The organism is Sagittula sp. P11, assembly GCF_002814095.1.
In the GTDB taxonomy this organism is placed as follows: domain Bacteria; phylum Pseudomonadota; class Alphaproteobacteria; order Rhodobacterales; family Rhodobacteraceae; genus Sagittula.
On record NZ_CP021913.1, the window covers coordinates 2,112,832 to 2,127,409 of the forward strand.

Sequence of the window (14,578 nt, forward strand, 5' to 3'; positions counted from 1 at the left end):
CGAAACCGATCCTGACAAAAGGAGGGTGCTAGATGTCCCTGACGGGAGCCCTGAACGCCGCGATGTCCGGCCTGAAAGCCAACACACGCGCAGCATCGCTGATCTCGACCAATATCGCGAACGCCACGAACGAGGCCTACGGGCGGCGTACGATGGAACTGAGCGCACTCGGATCCGGCACGCGCGGCGGCGTTCTCGTCGCGGGTGTCGTCCGGCAGTCCGATCCTGTTCTGGTGGCCGACCGGATGGTGGCGGACTCCCAGCTTGCGGGCGGCAGCGACATGTACGCCTTCGCGAAACGGCTGGAGACACTGGTCGGGGAGTCGGGGACGTCCGGCTCCCTCACCGACCGGATTACCGCCTTCGAGAACGCGCTGTTGTCCGCGTCCTCGAACCCGGCGTCCGCGCAGCGGTTGGAACTGGTGGCCGTCACCGCGACCGATTTGACCAACGCGATCAACGACCTTTCTTTCGAGGTGCAACTCGCCCGGCAGACCGCCGACACCACGATTGCCAAGCAGGTCTCCACGCTCAATGCGGCCGTGTCGCGGCTGGAGGTCATAAACGATATCGTGCGCAAGGCCGAAGCTTCGGGAACGGAGACGGCCTCGGTTCTCGATGAACGGCAGGCCCTGCTGAACGAAATCTCCAGCATCGTGCCCCTGCGCGTGGTGGAGCGGGAGGACGGCCAGATCGCCCTGTTCACGCGAAGGGGCGGCATCCTGCTGGACGGCAAGGCCTATGAGGTCGGCTTCAGCACCACCGGCTCCATTGATGCAGCCACGACTTTGGGCGGCGGCGGGCTGTCCGGTCTGACGCTCAACGGTACGGCGATCGACCCGTCCACCAACGGCATGTTCGCCGGAGGCAGCCTTGCTGCCCAATTCGAGCTGCGCGACGTGACGGCGGTGAACCGGCAGGCGGAGTTGGACGGCATCGCCCGCGACCTGATCGAACGGCTTGGCCCAGGCGGTCCGGACTCCACGCTTGGCGCCACCGATCCGGGCTTTTTCACCGACAACGGCATCGCCTTCGCGGCCGCGAATGAAACCGGGATCGCCGGGCGGATCTCCCTCAACGCAGTGCTTGCACCGGCGGGCGGCGGGACCTGGCGCATTCGTGACGGGATCGGCGCCGCCGCCGCCGGAGAGGTCGGAGATGCGACCCTCCTGCAGGGGATCGCGGATGCCCTGGGTGCCTCGAACGTGCCCGGCTCGGCGGCTTTGCCCAGCATCGCCCGCACGTTCATCGACCAGGTGTCGCAGTTCTCGTCCTCGGTCGCAGGCGAACGGGTGCGGTCCGAAAACGCATTCACCTTCCTGTCGGCCCAGAACCGGACGCTGCGCGAGATGGAGCTCTCCAAGGGCGTCGATACCGACCAGGAGCTTCAGAAGCTGATGCAAGTGGAACAGTACTACACGGCCAACGCAAAGGTCATCTCGACCGTCGACGACCTGTTCGAGCGTCTGCTGTCAATCTAAGGAGACACTCCCATGGAAGTCATCGGCGACATGGCGCGCGCGCTGGTTCTGCGAACGAACCAGGTCAGGCTGCGCGAGGAAATGGACAAGCTGGCGGTGGAGGTTTCCACGGGATTCGTGAAGGATCCCGGGCAGCACCTGAACGGCGACCTGACCGGGTTGCAGGCCATCGACCGGTCGCTTTCACGGCTGGAGGCCTACCGGATCAACACCACGGAGGCGACGTTTCTGACCAGCTCGATGCAGACCACCCTCGACGAGATCCAGACACGGTCGGAAATGGTGTCGCAGACGCTCATCTCGGCTGAGCTGACGCCGAACGGACCGCTGTTGAAGACAATGTCCGAGGATGCGGAAAATGCGCTGGGACAGATCCTGAACGGGCTCAACCGCAGCGTTGCGGGGCGGTTCCTCTTTTCCGGGACGGCGACCGACCGCCGCGCCGTTCAGGGGATCGAGGACCTGCTGACCGACGTCCGCGCCAGCCTTGCCGGCGCCACCTCGATGACGGACGTGGAGACCGCGCTCGACACCTTTTTCGGGGCGGGCGGCACGTATGAGACGGTGACTTACGAGGGGTCGAATACCGGGATTTCCCCCCTGCGGCTCAGCGAAACGGAAACCGCAAACGTCGACATCCGCGCCACCGACCCGGTCTTCAGGGAGGTGCTGAAGCCGCTGGTCATGGCTACGCTGGCGACGGACTCGTCCCTCGGATTCTCGCAGGACCTGCAGGTAGAGATGCTGGCAGCCTCCGGGCGCAACCTTCTGGGTGCGCAGCAGGACATCGTCGAACTGCGGGCGGGGCTGGGCGCGCTCGAAGCGCGGGTGGAGGAAACCAACACCCGCAACGCTGCCGAACGGACGGCCACCAGCATGGCGCGTCTCGATCTGGTCGGGGCGGATCAGTATGAAACGGCCTCCCGCTACGAAAGCATCCGCGCGCAGTTGGAGAGCCTTTATGCCATGACGGTCCGCTCGCAGCGACTGTCCCTGGCGGAGTTCCTGTGATGCTGAGACGTCTGGCTTCCCTCTTCATGATCGTGGCTGCTATGGCCTTGCCCGCAGCCGCTCAATCCGTCCGCATCAAGGATCTTGTCGAGGTGGACGGCGTCCGGTCCAACGACCTCGTCGGTTATGGCCTCGTGGTCGGCCTCAACGGCACGGGCGACGGGCTGAGGAACTCGCCCTTCACCGAAGAGATCATGACCAACATCCTGGAACGGCTTGGTGTGAACGTGACCGGCGAACAGTTCCGGCCGCGCAACGTGGCCGCCGTTCTGGTGACCGGCCGCCTTCCGCCGTTCGCGCGCACCGGCGGGCAGGTCGATGTGACCGTCTCGGCCATCGGTGACGCCAAGAGCCTGCTGGGCGGCACCCTGATCATGACGCCGCTCAACGCCGCAGATGGACAGATCTATGCCGTGGCCCAGGGCACCGTCATTGCTGGAGGGGCGGAGGCAGAAGGCGATGCCGCCCGCGTCGTCCAGGGGGTGCCGACCTCCGGTGTCATTCCCTCCGGCGCACGGGTGGAGCGTGAAGTGCCCTTCGATTTCGCCAACCTGTCGTCGCTGCGCCTTGCCCTGAGAGAGCCGGATTTCACGACCGCGGCCCGGATCGAGGACGTCATCAACCGCTCTCTCGGGCGACGCGCCGCCGTCATGATGGATGCGGGCACGATACAGGTGAATCTGCAGAACACTGGCGCATCTTCTCCGGCCCGCGCGGTCGTCGCCATCGAGAACCTCGCCGTCGAACCGCAGCGCCGGGCGCGTGTCGTGGTGGATCAACGCTCGGGCACCATCGTCATGGGGGCTGATGTCCGGATTTCACGGGTCGCCGTCTCGCAGGGCAACCTGACCCTGAGGATCGAGGAGGCCCCGCTTGCCATCCAGCCGAACCCCTTCGCCGACGGGGAAACCGTGGTGGTGCCGCGCACCGGCGCCTCCATCGAGGAAGAGCCGGGGATCGGTCTGGCCGAGGTCCCGACCGGGACCAGCCTTTCCGAGGTGATCGCAGGCCTGAACGCGCTGGGTGTCAGCCCGCGCGACATGATCGACATCCTCAAGAGCATCAAGGCGGCCGGCGCGCTTCACGCGGATTTTGTGGTGATGTGACAGCCCGGCAGAGGCTTTCTTAACGGCTCGGTGCCAGTCTGGCCCGGGAAATGCAGTTGGAGCTTTCAGCATGCTCGGAATCATCGGGATCGTCGTTCTTTTTGCCATGGTGTTCGGGGGATACCTCGCCGCCGGCGGCAAGATGGGCATCATCCTCAAGGCGCTCCCCTTCGAATTCATGATGATCGGCGGCGCGGCTGCCGGGGCCTTCCTGATCGGCAACGACGGGGGCACGGTCAAACACGCCCTCAAGGACATCGGCAAGGTCTTCAAGGGCGCGAAGTGGAAGCACGAGGATTACCGGGATCTTCTGTGCCTTCTGTTCGAACTGATCCGCCTTGCCCGTCAGAACCCGGTCGCGATCGAGGAACACATTGAAAGCCCGTCGGAATCCTCGATTTTCGGCAAGTATCCGAAGATCCTGGGCGACAAGTACGCGATCGAGCTGATCTGCGACACCATGCGCTCCGTCTCGATGAACTACGACGACCCCCACCAAGTGGAGGAGGTTCTCGACAAGCGTCTGGAGGGGATGGAGCATCACGCGATGCACTCGAGCCATGCGCTCCAGTCGATGGCCGACGCGCTTCCGGCGCTGGGGATCGTCGCGGCGGTGCTCGGCGTGATCAAAACCATGGCCTCCATCGACCAGCCGCCCGAAGTTCTGGGCAAGCTGATCGGTGGCGCGCTGGTTGGGACCTTCCTTGGTGTGTTCCTGGCCTACGGGCTGGTCGGTCCCTTCGCGGGCAAGGTCAAGGCGGTCGCCGAAGAGGACATGCATTTCTATCACCTCATCCGGGAGGTCCTTGTCGCCAACCTTCACAACCACGCAACCAACATCTGCATCGAAGTCGGAAGGCAGAACACACCGGGGCATTTCCGCCCCACATTCGAAGATCTCGAAGAAGCCCTGAAATCGGTCAAGCAGGAGGCGGCATGACCCGATGGCTGACGGTCGTCTTCCTGCTCGCGACGGCGGCGGTTGCCCAGGCGCAACCGCTGGTCGTGCGCACCGGGGAGCATGGCGACTTCACGAGGCTGGTCCTGCAACTGCCGGACGGTGCAGACTGGGACGTCAATACCGGCGCCGGTACAGTCACCGTCGGGATCAGCGATCCGTCTGTTACCTTCGATCTTTCGGAGGCATTTCAACGCATTGACCGTAGCCGCATCGCCGATCTGACGGCGGTCGGCAACGGGTCGTTGGAGGTCAAACTGGCCTGCAGGTGCGAAGCGGATAGTTTCCTCGTCGATTCGAACCTGTTGGTGCTCGATCTGTCAGAGGTTGAGGGCCCCGCCTTGTCCGAGGCCGAACCCCGGCAGGTTGAGACGCAATCGCCTCGGCCTTCCCCGGCCGCGGCAGTCAGCCCTCTCGTTGCGGATCTGAGCAGGGTGCGCGTTGGGCAAACGGCAGGCATCGGTCCGGGCCGGCAAGCCGATCCGCTGCTGCCGAAAATGCGCAACCCGGACAATACCGTGAGCCGGCAAACACAGCAGGCAGAAACCGAAGACAGCGAGCCGTCCAACAGCGCCCCCGACCTTGGCGAACAGATCGCATCCGACCTTGCTGTGGCGGCCACGCGCGGTCTGCTCAGCCCCTCCATCCAGACCGTGCAATCGCAGTCCGAACCGAACCGCGGCGCGGACCCTGTACCTCCGGGTGCAGCCCCCTTGTCGGCGGACTCCGCTGACCTCGCAAGACAACTGGTCGCGGGGTTGACCAACGCGACGCACGAAACGCTCAGGGCGGGACGTGTGTCCATCGGCGCGGACACCTGTGTCCCCGACAGCAAACTCGACATCGCCCATTGGTCGGAACCGGAGTCGGAGGCCGTGGTCGTGATGTCGAAGCGCCGCAGCGCTTTGTTCGGAGAGTTCGACCGCATCGACCAATCCGCCCTGAAATCCTACGCCCGCAGCCTGTTGCACTACGGTTTCGGCGCCGAGGCGAAGGTCATCCTCGAAATGAGCGAAGGAAAACCGGACGCCCTGATGACCGCCCTCAGTTTCCTGGTGGATGGGCGCCCCGATCCCGGCAGGTTCTTCGCCGGACAGGAGAGCTGTGCCGGTGCCGCCGCGCTCTGGGCCGTCCTGTCCACACCTAACCTTTCAAGCAGCGCGCATCTCGAGACCGACCTGATCCTCCAGTCTTTCGAAGCGCTACCCAAGCATCTGAAGGAACATCTCGGTCCGCTGCTCGCGGAACGCCTGACCGGCGCCGGGTTCACAGACGCCGCCCGCGAAGTCTATGTCCGGATGGAGCGTGCTTTTGGCTCCGAATCCGACCGCGTCGCGCTTGGCCGGGCCAACATGGACCTGAAGGACGGCAATCTGGCCGATGCGGAAACGCGCCTGAAACCATTGTCGGAAAACGGAACATCACAGACGCCGGAGGCCATCAAGGCGCGCATTTCATTGGCCGAGGCACAGAATGAACGGTTGCCAGAAAGGATCGTCGAACTCGCGGACGCCTATGCCAACGAATACCGGAACACGGATCAGGGCGCGGTGCTTTGGCAGGCGCATATCCGATCCCTTCTGCAGAACGGTGCCTTCGACCAGGCGTTCATGGCGATGGACGACGCAAAGGGAATTCCGGACGACATTCAGGCAGAGACACGGGAACTGGCTTTCCACCAGCTTGTGAACCGGGCTGAGGATCTGACCTTCCTGAAACACGCCCTGTCCACGGACCATCCCCACGGCGGAGAGCGCGGCGTCACCAACGCAACGATCCTCAGCATTGCCCAGCGTCTTGTCGGCCTTGGAATGGCCGATGTGGCGCTGGAGCAGCTGGATCTGGTCGCCGGGCAGGGTGACAACAGGGCGATCCGCGTGATCCGGGCGGCGGCCCTGATGGATCTTGGCGAACCCGAGGAAGCGGAAATCCAGCTGATCGGGCTGAGGGGCGAAGACGTCGAACGTATGCGCGCGGAGGCGCGTCGACAGATGGGTGACCATGTCTTTGCCGAGAGGATCTTTCGTGAGGTCGGTGCCGAAGACGCGGCTGCGACCTCTGCTTGGCTCTCCGGTAATTGGGAGGAGATGGCCAACGGCTCGGACAGCGTGATGAGCGAAGCCGCAAGGATGCTTCAGCAGGCAGGCACGACCATGGGCGACACTGATGTCACGCTGCGGGCCGCCGAGGACATCTTTGCCGAGAGCGAGAGTTCCCGGAACACGATCCGCAGCCTGCTCGAAACCACGCGGGTGGCTCCTGACAGCTGATCTGAACACCGATTCTAAACCATTTTGGCCTAGCAAAATTCAGGAGAATTTTCGCGAAACGGGGCGGAGCAAGATGGTATCGCAGAGCGTCCTCAAACAGGCGACCGACAGATCGAAGTGGGCCGGGTCAGACTTGGAGATCACCAAGCCGCGGACATGTCCTGAAATCTGCGGTCACTTCGCATGAAACTCGACGCATCCCAGCTGTTCAAGCCGACGGTGCTTCTGGCGCTCGCGCTCATGGCGATCATCGTGATGATGATCCTGCCCATGCCGTCATGGGTCCTGGACATCGGCCTTGCCGTGTCCTTCGGCCTCGCGATCCTGATATTCACCGTCACGCTGTTCATCGAAAGGCCGCTCGATTTCTCGGCCTTCCCGACGATCCTGCTGACCTCGCTGATGCTCAGGCTGTCGCTGAATGTGAGTTCGACGAAGCTGATCATCGGCGAAGGGCACACCGGTACACACGCGGCGGGTGAGGTCATCCAGGGTTTCGCCAATTTCGTGATGGGCGGCAGCGTCTTCCTCGGGCTTGTCGTGTTCGGCGTCTTGATGATCGTGAATTTCGCGGTCATCACCAAGGGCTCGGCCCGGATGGCCGAGGTTTCGGCCCGCTTCGCTCTCGACGGGATGCCGGGCAAGCAGCTGGCCATCGACGCAGACATGTCCGCGGGTGCCATCGACCACGCAGAGGCAAAGGCGCGCCGCGAAACTGAACAGCTCGAGACGACGTTTTTCGGGTCGCTCGACGGCGCCTCGAAGTTCGTGAAGGGCGATGCCGTCGCGGGGCTTCTGATCACTTTGCTCAACCTCGTCATGGGGATGATCATGGGCGTCGCGGTGCATGACATGCCGCTGGGCGACGCCATGGAAACCTATGCGATCCTGACGGTGGGCGACGGACTCGTGTCCCAGATCCCGGCGGTCATCATTTCCATCGCCGCCGGTCTTCTCTTGGCGCGCGGCGGTGCGACCGGCTCGACCGACATGGCGATGATCACCCAGCTTGGCCGTCATCCGGCGGCTCTGGCGACGGTCGCGATCCTGATGGTTCTGTTTGCGCTCGTGCCGGGCCTGCCGTTTGTTCCGTTCATTCTGGGTGGTGCTGTCCTTGGCTGGGCGGCGTGGCACATCGCAAAGCGCCCGCCGGAGAAACCGAAAACGGAAGAGGACAAGGAGCAGGAGGAGGAGCCGGCGCGCCAGCGGATGGGCGACGTGCTCGACCTCGACGACATCCATGTGGAGTTCGCGCCGGACCTCGTCAACATGGTGCTGGATCCGGGCACCGGCCTGGACATCCGGATCTCCAACATGCGCACGCATATCGCGTCCAACTTCGGCCTGATCCTTCCGGAAATCCGGCTGACGGACGCGCCCTCCCTGCCGACGGGGACCTATGTCGTCCGCATTCACGGGGTGGAAATGGCACGGGGCGAACTCAACCCCGACATGGTTCTGGCGCTGCTTCCTGATGCGGGTGACAGCCTGCCCTCCGGACACGATGTGACCGAACCGGTCTACGGGGCGCCTGCCCGTTGGATCAGGCCCGGCGATCAGGACAGGGCCGCGATGACCGGCGCCACCATCGTCACGCCCACAGAGGTGCTGGCCACCCACCTGTTGGAGGTGATCCGCCGCAACTTTGGCCGACTGTTGTCCCTGAAGGCACTGCGCCGCCTGCTGGATGAAATGGTCACGCTGTCCAATCCCGTCCGGGCGGAGGCAAACCGCAAGCTGCTGGACGAACTGATCCCGGACAAGGTGCAGATCGACACGCTGTTGCAGGTTCTCCGACTGCTTCTGGATGAGCAGGTGTCGGTCCGGAACCTGCCGTTGATCCTTGAAACCATCGCGGAAATGCGCGGTCAGCAAAGCCAGCCGGAGGCGATCTGCGAACACGTGCGCCAGCGGCTCGGGTTCCAGCTGGTCGCCGGGATGCGCCGCGACGATGGCACGATCCCCCTCGTGCAACTCGCGCCGGAGTGGGAAGAGACGTTCCAGTCCTACCAGGTCGAAAGCGCGCATGGCGCGCTTGATGTCGCGCTGCCGCCCGATCAGTTCGAGAGCCTGACAAAGGGTCTTGCGCTGACCATCGGCGACGCGGGCGGGAAGGGGATCTTCCCCGCCGTCGTGACTTCCGCCCGACGGCGGCGGTTCCTCAGGACGGTCATGGTCGCCAAGGGTCTGACCAATCCGGTGCTGTCTTTCGAGGAGATCGGCCTAGAGGCACGGCCTTCGCTGGTCGGCGTGGTGGCGGCGTGACCAGCCTCGCGATCCTGCAGGAACTCCTGGGCGATACGGCGTGGATGTCCCTTGCCGTCTTCCTGCGGATCGCGGCCATCCTGGCCATCCTGCCTGCCTTTGGCGAGCAGGTGATCTCGGTTCGGGTCCGGCTGGTGCTTGCGCTGCTTCTGACCGTTGTCGTGACGCCCGCCGTGGCACCCTTAATCGCCTTGCCGGGGCCATCGCTGGGGACCTTCCTGCGGGCCCTCGCGACAGAGACGATATCCGGCCTGTTCCTCGGCATCATGCTGCGCACGTTCATTTTCGCCATCCAGACAGCGGGCGCCATCGCGGCGCAGTCCACGTCGCTGTCCCAGCTTCTCGGGCAGTCCGGCATGGACCCGCTTCCGGCCATCGGGCACATCCTGACGATGGCGGCGCTAGCCCTGCTGATGGCCACGGGGTTTCACGTCAACGTTGCCGCCTTCATCGTCCTGTCCTACGAGATCCTGCCCTTCATGGATTTCCCGAACCCGTCCGCCATCGCCGAGGCCGGGCGGGCGCGGGTGTCTCAAAGCTTTGGCCTCGCGTTCAGCCTCGCCGCGCCCTTTGTGATCCTGTCGGTGATCTACAACCTGACGCTCGGCGCCATCAACAAGGCGATGCCGCAGCTCATGGTGGCCTTTGTCGGCGCGCCGGTGATCACCTTCGGCGCCATCGCGACCCTTCTCGTGGCGGCGCCGTTCATGCTGTCGGTCTGGCTGACGGCGGTCGAGGGTTTCCTCGTCGCGCCCTTCGCAAGGTGACGCATGGCCGATCAGGACGAAGCCGCCGAGAAGAGCCACGAACCATCCCAGCGCAAGCTGGACCAGGCCCGCAAGAAAGGCGAAATCCCCCGGTCGGCCGACCTTCTGACCGCCATGGCCTACCTCGGTCTGCTGCTTTGCGGCGTCGCGGCGGGCGGATACATCCTGACGCAATTCGCCGAAGTCATGCTGCCGCTGCTTGAGCAGCCTGACCGCATTGCCGAGGCGTTCTTTGGCGGAAACGCCACGCCTCTCGCGGGGTCGATCATGGCGGCGGCCATGTCGCCGGTCCTTCCGCTTCTTCTCGTGCCCGGGGTCTTCGTGCTCTTGACGCTGTTTGCGACAAGGGGCTTCGCCTTTGCGGGGTCGAAACTCCAGCCGAAAGTGTCCCGCATCAATCCGATCGAAGGTGCCAAGAACAAGTTCGGCCGCCGCGGGTTGTTCGAGTTCTTCAAGAGCTTCGTGAAGCTGACGATCTACTCCATCCTGCTTGCGGTCTTCCTTCAGCACCAGCTCGACAGCATCGTCGGCACCGTTTTCGGAACCCCGGCCGAGGCCGTGTTGCTGATGACGGACCTGATGCTTCGCTTCCTGCTGGTCGTGGTCCTGATCGCCATCGTCATCGGCGGCATCGACGCCTTCTGGCAACGGATGGAGCACATGCGCAAGAACCGCATGTCCCAGAAGGAACTGCGGGACGAAATGAAGGATTCGGAGGGCGATCCCTACATCAAGCAGCATCGCAGGATGCGTGCCCAGGAAATGGCGCTGAACCAGATGCTGCCGGATGTGCCCGGCGCCGACGTGGTGATCGTGAACCCGACGCACTACGCGGTTGCGCTTAAGTGGAGCAGGATGCCCGGTTCGGCCCCGGTCTGCGTCGCCAAGGGCACGGATCACGTCGCCGCCCGGATCAGGGAGGTCGCCGCCGACGCCGGTGTGCCGATCCATTCCGATCCGCCTACCGCGCGCGCGCTTTTTGCTACCACCCGGATCGGCGATGAGATCGCGACCGAACACTACCGCCCGGTCGCCGCAGCCATCCGGTTCGCGGAAAGCATGCGCGCCAAGGCGAGACGGAGTTACGGCAAATGAGCAGGTACGACGAACTGGCCGAAGCGACGCGCCTTCTGCTGGAGCAGGAACTGGACGCGCATCGCCGCAACCTTGAACAAAGCCGGCGTATCGATGGCGAGCTGGCCCAGCTCGACGCCATGCGGAAGGCGGCGCAGTCCGATCCGGGCGCCATCACGGCCCGCCAGATCCTGGGCGCCGACACGTTGTGGCAGGGCTGGCTTGCGCGCAAGCGGCAGGACATGCTGCGGCAGGCGGCGCGCGCGCGGGCGCAGGAGCTGATGACGCTCGACCGCGCGCGCCTGGCGTTCTCGCGCACCGAGGCGGCAGAGACGATCCGGCGCGAAGCGAAGATGGAAGCACTCCGCAAGTCCCGCACACGCGAAGCCGACGCCATGGAGGCGCTGGGTCAACTGCGGATCGCCATGCGGCGTGCGGAAGACGGGGACGAGGCCTAGCTCTCAGACGTCTTGGCGGGCGATTTCCGTGATCAACACGTCGCGCGCCTCGGACCCGAGAACGGACCGCGCACCGTCGAGCAAGGCGCTGCGCAGGATGTCCATGCGCTGACCGGCCGTGAAGGACCCGTTGAAACCGCCGATGTTGGCGTGATCGAACATGATCTGCAGGAAGACGTCTCTCAGTTTCGGTTCACGGGCGTAGACCGTCTCGGTCATGCCTTGCGTGACCTCGACGCTGAGCGAGGCCACCACCAGTGCCTGCACCCGCTCGTCGCCCATGACGGGCACGATGAACTGGTTGGTCAGTTTCACGTATTCGTTCGTGATAGGTGCGGCTTCTTCTGGCGAGGCAGCCTCCACCGTGGTGTGAGCGACGTCCCCGGCGGGGGCGACGCAGTCCACTGCCGCGACCTCTGCCTCCGGCGGCGGGGCGGGCTTCAGCATGATGCCCGCGCCGATGCCTGCGCCGGTCCCGATCAGGGCGAGGATGATGGGAAGGAGTTTCTTGATCATGCTGGCCCCTCAGAACGGCAGGACGGCGTCGAGCACCTGTTGGCCGATCCGCGGCTGCTGGACATCGGTGATCTGACCCCGGCCGCCGTAGGAAATCCGCGCGGATGCGATCTTGTCGTAGGTGATCTCGTTCTGGCGCGAGATGTCCTCGGGCCGGACGTAGCCGGAGACCAGCAGTTCCCGCAGCTCGAAATTGACGCGGACTTCCTGGCTGCCCTCGATCGAAAGGATGCCGTTCGGCAGCACGTCCACGACGGTTGCGGCGATGCGCAGGGTCAGGCTCTCGCTGCGGCGCACCGATCCGTCCCCGCCCGAAGAGGCGCTGCTGTTCAGATCGACCGCGCTGTCGAGGCTGGCGCCGTCCGTGATCCCCTGGTTGATCCGCTCCGGCACGCCGAAGAGATCCGGGATGGCAAGCGATTCAGACCCGTTTCGCGACCGGGAGGTGCTGTTCTGGATCTCCGCACTGTCGTCGATCAGGATAACGACGGTCAGGATGTCGCCGCGCTTCATGGCGCGCCGGTCCCCCAGAAGGGAGGCCTGACCCGCGCTCCAGAGCGAGGCTCCGTCGCTGGCGCGCCCCGCAGGGCTGACTTCGGGAATGCCCGAGGCGATCATTGCGACCCGTTCGGTGCTTTCCGTCTGGGGCGTGAAATCGGGCGCCTTGCCGATATGGTTCATCCGTGCGCAGGCCGCGGTGGTCGCGACCAGTGCAATCAGAAACGTGATGCGCAGCATGGAGATCCTCACTTTGTCACCAGGACCGATCCGTCCGGTGAGATTGTTCCGAACAGCACCGTCCGGGAGTCGCTGTTCATGACGCGGATGCGCTCGCCCTCGGCGCCGCGATCCAGCGCGCGGCCCTCCGCGATGATCCGCAGGCCGCCGCGTGAATAGATCAGTTCGACGACCTGATTTCGGTCCACCAGCGCGGGCTCTCCGACCGAGCCGATCATCAGTGGCCTGCCGGGATAGATCGCGTACCGGGATTCCTGGCCGATCACATCGTCGAGCGAGACGTAAGCACCTGAAATCGTGACCTGATCTATCCGGACGGCGTCCGGTGAGATGATCTGTTGCGGGCGTATCGTCTGGGTGGCGACGACCGTTTCCGCCTGCGCGCCGCCGGCCAGTGTGCACAGGAGGGCAAGCGCGAGGCGCATCAGCGCACCTGCGCCGTCGCGCCAAGCATCTGGTCTGCCGCCGAAATCACCTTGGAGTTCAGTTCGTACCCGCGTTGTGCCTCGATCAGGTCGGTGATCTCCTTGACGGCGTCGACCGAGCTGTCTTCGAGGTAGCCCTGCCGCAGCGTGCCAAGCCCGTCCTGGCCGGGTGTGGACTGGATCGCCGGGCCAGATGCCTCGGTTTCGACGAAGAGGTTGGAGCCGATGGCTTCCAGTCCCTTCGCGTTCGCAAAACCGGCCAGAGTGAACTGACCCAGAAGCTGTGCCTGCGCCTGTCCGGCGAAATAGGCATAGACTTCCCCGTCGGCATTGATGGAAATGCGGCGCGCGTCGTCAGGGATCGTGATTTCCGGCGCGACGGGGTGCCCGTCCGAGGTGACGATCAGGCCCTCGCCCGTGCGTTTCAGCCCGCCGTCGCGGGTATAGGCGGCCTGACCGGAGGGCAGCGTGACCTCGAGATAACCGTTGCCCTCGATGGCGACGTCCAGGTCGCCCCCGGTAGCGGACAGCGCGCCTTGGGACAATTGCACCGAAACCGCGGCGGGCCGCACGCCCAGGCCAAGCTGGATGCCTGTCGGCAGAACCGTCCCGTTGGAGGCATTGACCGTCCCGGCCCGGGCCATCTGCTGGTAGTGCAGGTCGGCGAACTCCGCCCGGCGGGCGTTGTAGCCGGTTGTGCTCATGTTCGAGAGGTTGTTGGAGATGACTTCGACCCGCATCTGCTGGGCACTCATGCCCGTTGCGGCGATCTTGAGGGCGCGCATTCTACTGCTCCTATTTCATGAATGCCTTGATGGCATCTCTGATGCGTTCGTCTTCGCGTTCGGAAAAGCTCTGGCCCAGCTCGTAGGCGCGTTGCACCTCGACCATGCGGGCCAGTTGCAGGACCGTGTCCACGTTCGAGGCCTCGGTGAACCCCTGCATGACGCGCGGGTCGTCCACCGGCTCGAACCCGGCGGTGGCTTCGAACAGTTGCGATCCTTCGCGGACCATGGCCAGTTCGTCGACGGGGCGGACCACGCCGATCTGGCCAATGGGCCGGCCGCCCGTGCTGAGCGTGCCGTCCTGCGCGATGGCAAGATCGGTGGCGTCGGGCGGTACGAAGATCGGCGCGCCGCCGCCGTCCAGAACGGGGTTTCCGTCCGGTGTGACCAGCAGACCTTCGGCGCTGGGCGAAAAGGCCCCGGCCCGGGTCAGGCGTTCGCCGTTGGGCGTCCCGACGAGGAAAAACCCCTCCCCCTCGATGGCCAGATCGTAGGCGCTGCCCGTGGGTTCCAGCTCCCCCTGCGCGAAGGACGTCTTGTGGATCCGCCCCGCCGCCATCGACACCGAATCCAGCCGGTCGCCTTCCGACAGGTACTCGGAGAAGATCATCCCCTCCTGCCGGAAGCCCGTGGTGTTCGCGTTTGCGATGTTGTTGGCGATGACCTGCATTTCACGTAGCAGGCTCGATTGGCGGCTCAGCGCGATGTAACCGGCGGTTTCCAT

The 14,578-nt window shown here is 64.6% G+C and carries 14 protein-coding genes; 9 read left to right on the top strand and 5 right to left on the bottom strand.

Going from position 1 to position 14,578, the window contains the following annotated elements:
- The first annotated feature begins 32 nt into the window (after positions 1 to 32).
- From flgK to CDO87_RS10365, 9 genes are all read left to right on the top strand, one after another.
- Entirely contained in the window at positions 33 to 1,481 is a 1,449-nt protein-coding gene (gene flgK, locus CDO87_RS10325) for a flagellar hook-associated protein FlgK (protein ID WP_100928701.1), read from the top strand.
- A 12-nt stretch (positions 1,482 to 1,493) separates the two neighbouring features.
- A complete protein-coding gene (locus CDO87_RS10330; protein ID WP_100928702.1) occupies positions 1,494 to 2,492 on the top strand; it encodes a flagellin in 999 nt (332 codons plus the stop codon).
- Positions 2,492 to 3,598, top strand: a complete 1,107-nt coding sequence (locus CDO87_RS10335) for a flagellar basal body P-ring protein FlgI (RefSeq protein ID WP_100928703.1) — start codon at positions 2,492 to 2,494, stop codon at positions 3,596 to 3,598. The genes CDO87_RS10330 and CDO87_RS10335 overlap by 1 nt, the downstream gene beginning before the upstream one ends.
- 70 nt (positions 3,599 to 3,668) lie before the next feature.
- Complete coding sequence (motA, locus tag CDO87_RS10340; RefSeq protein ID WP_100928704.1) at positions 3,669 to 4,538, top strand: flagellar motor stator protein MotA; 870 nt, start codon at positions 3,669 to 3,671, stop codon at positions 4,536 to 4,538.
- The gene (locus tag CDO87_RS10345; RefSeq protein WP_100928705.1) at positions 4,535 to 6,826 is read left to right on the top strand and encodes a hypothetical protein; all 2,292 of its coding nucleotides are present in this window, start codon (positions 4,535 to 4,537) and stop codon (positions 6,824 to 6,826) included. Before motA ends, CDO87_RS10345 begins: the two co-directional genes overlap by 4 nt.
- 183 nt (positions 6,827 to 7,009) lie before the next feature.
- On the top strand, positions 7,010 to 9,091 hold the full coding sequence (flhA, locus tag CDO87_RS10350) for a flagellar biosynthesis protein FlhA (protein WP_100928706.1): 2,082 nt from the start codon (positions 7,010 to 7,012) through the stop codon (positions 9,089 to 9,091).
- Positions 9,088 to 9,858, top strand: coding sequence for a flagellar biosynthetic protein FliR (locus CDO87_RS10355; RefSeq protein ID WP_254698408.1), 771 nt, complete (start codon positions 9,088 to 9,090; stop codon positions 9,856 to 9,858). Before flhA ends, CDO87_RS10355 begins: the two co-directional genes overlap by 4 nt.
- A 3-nt stretch (positions 9,859 to 9,861) precedes the next feature.
- Positions 9,862 to 10,953, top strand: coding sequence for a flagellar biosynthesis protein FlhB (locus CDO87_RS10360; protein ID WP_100928707.1), 1,092 nt, complete (start codon positions 9,862 to 9,864; stop codon positions 10,951 to 10,953).
- Positions 10,950 to 11,390, top strand: coding sequence for a hypothetical protein (locus CDO87_RS10365; RefSeq protein ID WP_100928708.1), 441 nt, complete (start codon positions 10,950 to 10,952; stop codon positions 11,388 to 11,390). The genes CDO87_RS10360 and CDO87_RS10365 overlap by 4 nt, the downstream gene beginning before the upstream one ends.
- A 3-nt stretch (positions 11,391 to 11,393) precedes the next feature.
- On the opposite strand, the gene CDO87_RS10370 is transcribed toward CDO87_RS10365, so the two are convergent.
- Genes CDO87_RS10370 through CDO87_RS10390 form a run of 5 tightly spaced genes read right to left on the bottom strand, consistent with a single transcriptional unit; the run spans position 11,394 to position 14,578 of the window.
- Positions 11,394 to 11,906, bottom strand: coding sequence for a flagellar basal body-associated FliL family protein (locus CDO87_RS10370; protein WP_100928709.1), 513 nt, complete (start codon positions 11,904 to 11,906; stop codon positions 11,394 to 11,396).
- A 9-nt stretch (positions 11,907 to 11,915) separates the two neighbouring features.
- A complete protein-coding gene (gene flgH / locus CDO87_RS10375) occupies positions 11,916 to 12,644 on the bottom strand; it encodes a flagellar basal body L-ring protein FlgH (protein ID WP_100928710.1) in 729 nt (242 codons plus the stop codon).
- 8 nt (positions 12,645 to 12,652) lie between these two features.
- Positions 12,653 to 13,069: a flagellar basal body P-ring formation chaperone FlgA gene (gene flgA, locus CDO87_RS10380; RefSeq protein WP_100928711.1), complete on the bottom strand. Its 417-nt coding sequence runs from the start codon at positions 13,067 to 13,069 to the stop codon at positions 12,653 to 12,655.
- Positions 13,069 to 13,854 carry a flagellar basal-body rod protein FlgG gene (gene flgG, locus CDO87_RS10385; RefSeq protein WP_005858541.1) on the bottom strand — a complete coding sequence of 262 codons (786 nt, stop codon included), beginning with the start codon at positions 13,852 to 13,854 and terminating at the stop codon, positions 13,069 to 13,071. The genes flgA and flgG overlap by 1 nt, the downstream gene beginning before the upstream one ends.
- 10 nt (positions 13,855 to 13,864) lie before the next feature.
- Positions 13,865 to 14,578, bottom strand: a complete 714-nt coding sequence (locus CDO87_RS10390) for a flagellar hook-basal body complex protein (RefSeq protein ID WP_100928712.1) — start codon at positions 14,576 to 14,578, stop codon at positions 13,865 to 13,867.

Coding starts and splice junctions, on each gene's coding strand:
- flgK (WP_100928701.1), top strand. CDS start 33: ATGTCCCTGACGGGAGCCCTGAACGCCGCGATGTCCGGCCTGAAAGCC.
- CDO87_RS10330 (WP_100928702.1), top strand. CDS start 1,494: ATGGAAGTCATCGGCGACATGGCGCGCGCGCTGGTTCTGCGAACGAAC.
- CDO87_RS10335 (WP_100928703.1), top strand. CDS start 2,492: ATGCTGAGACGTCTGGCTTCCCTCTTCATGATCGTGGCTGCTATGGCC.
- motA (WP_100928704.1), top strand. CDS start 3,669: ATGCTCGGAATCATCGGGATCGTCGTTCTTTTTGCCATGGTGTTCGGG.
- CDO87_RS10345 (WP_100928705.1), top strand. CDS start 4,535: ATGACCCGATGGCTGACGGTCGTCTTCCTGCTCGCGACGGCGGCGGTT.
- flhA (WP_100928706.1), top strand. CDS start 7,010: ATGAAACTCGACGCATCCCAGCTGTTCAAGCCGACGGTGCTTCTGGCG.
- CDO87_RS10360 (WP_100928707.1), top strand. CDS start 9,862: ATGGCCGATCAGGACGAAGCCGCCGAGAAGAGCCACGAACCATCCCAG.
- CDO87_RS10365 (WP_100928708.1), top strand. CDS start 10,950: ATGAGCAGGTACGACGAACTGGCCGAAGCGACGCGCCTTCTGCTGGAG.
- CDO87_RS10370 (WP_100928709.1), bottom strand. CDS start 11,906: ATGATCAAGAAACTCCTTCCCATCATCCTCGCCCTGATCGGGACCGGC.
- flgH (WP_100928710.1), bottom strand. CDS start 12,644: ATGCTGCGCATCACGTTTCTGATTGCACTGGTCGCGACCACCGCGGCC.
- flgA (WP_100928711.1), bottom strand. CDS start 13,069: ATGCGCCTCGCGCTTGCCCTCCTGTGCACACTGGCCGGCGGCGCGCAG.
- flgG (WP_005858541.1), bottom strand. CDS start 13,854: ATGCGCGCCCTCAAGATCGCCGCAACGGGCATGAGTGCCCAGCAGATG.
- CDO87_RS10390 (WP_100928712.1), bottom strand. CDS start 14,578: ATGGAAACCGCCGGTTACATCGCGCTGAGCCGCCAATCGAGCCTGCTA.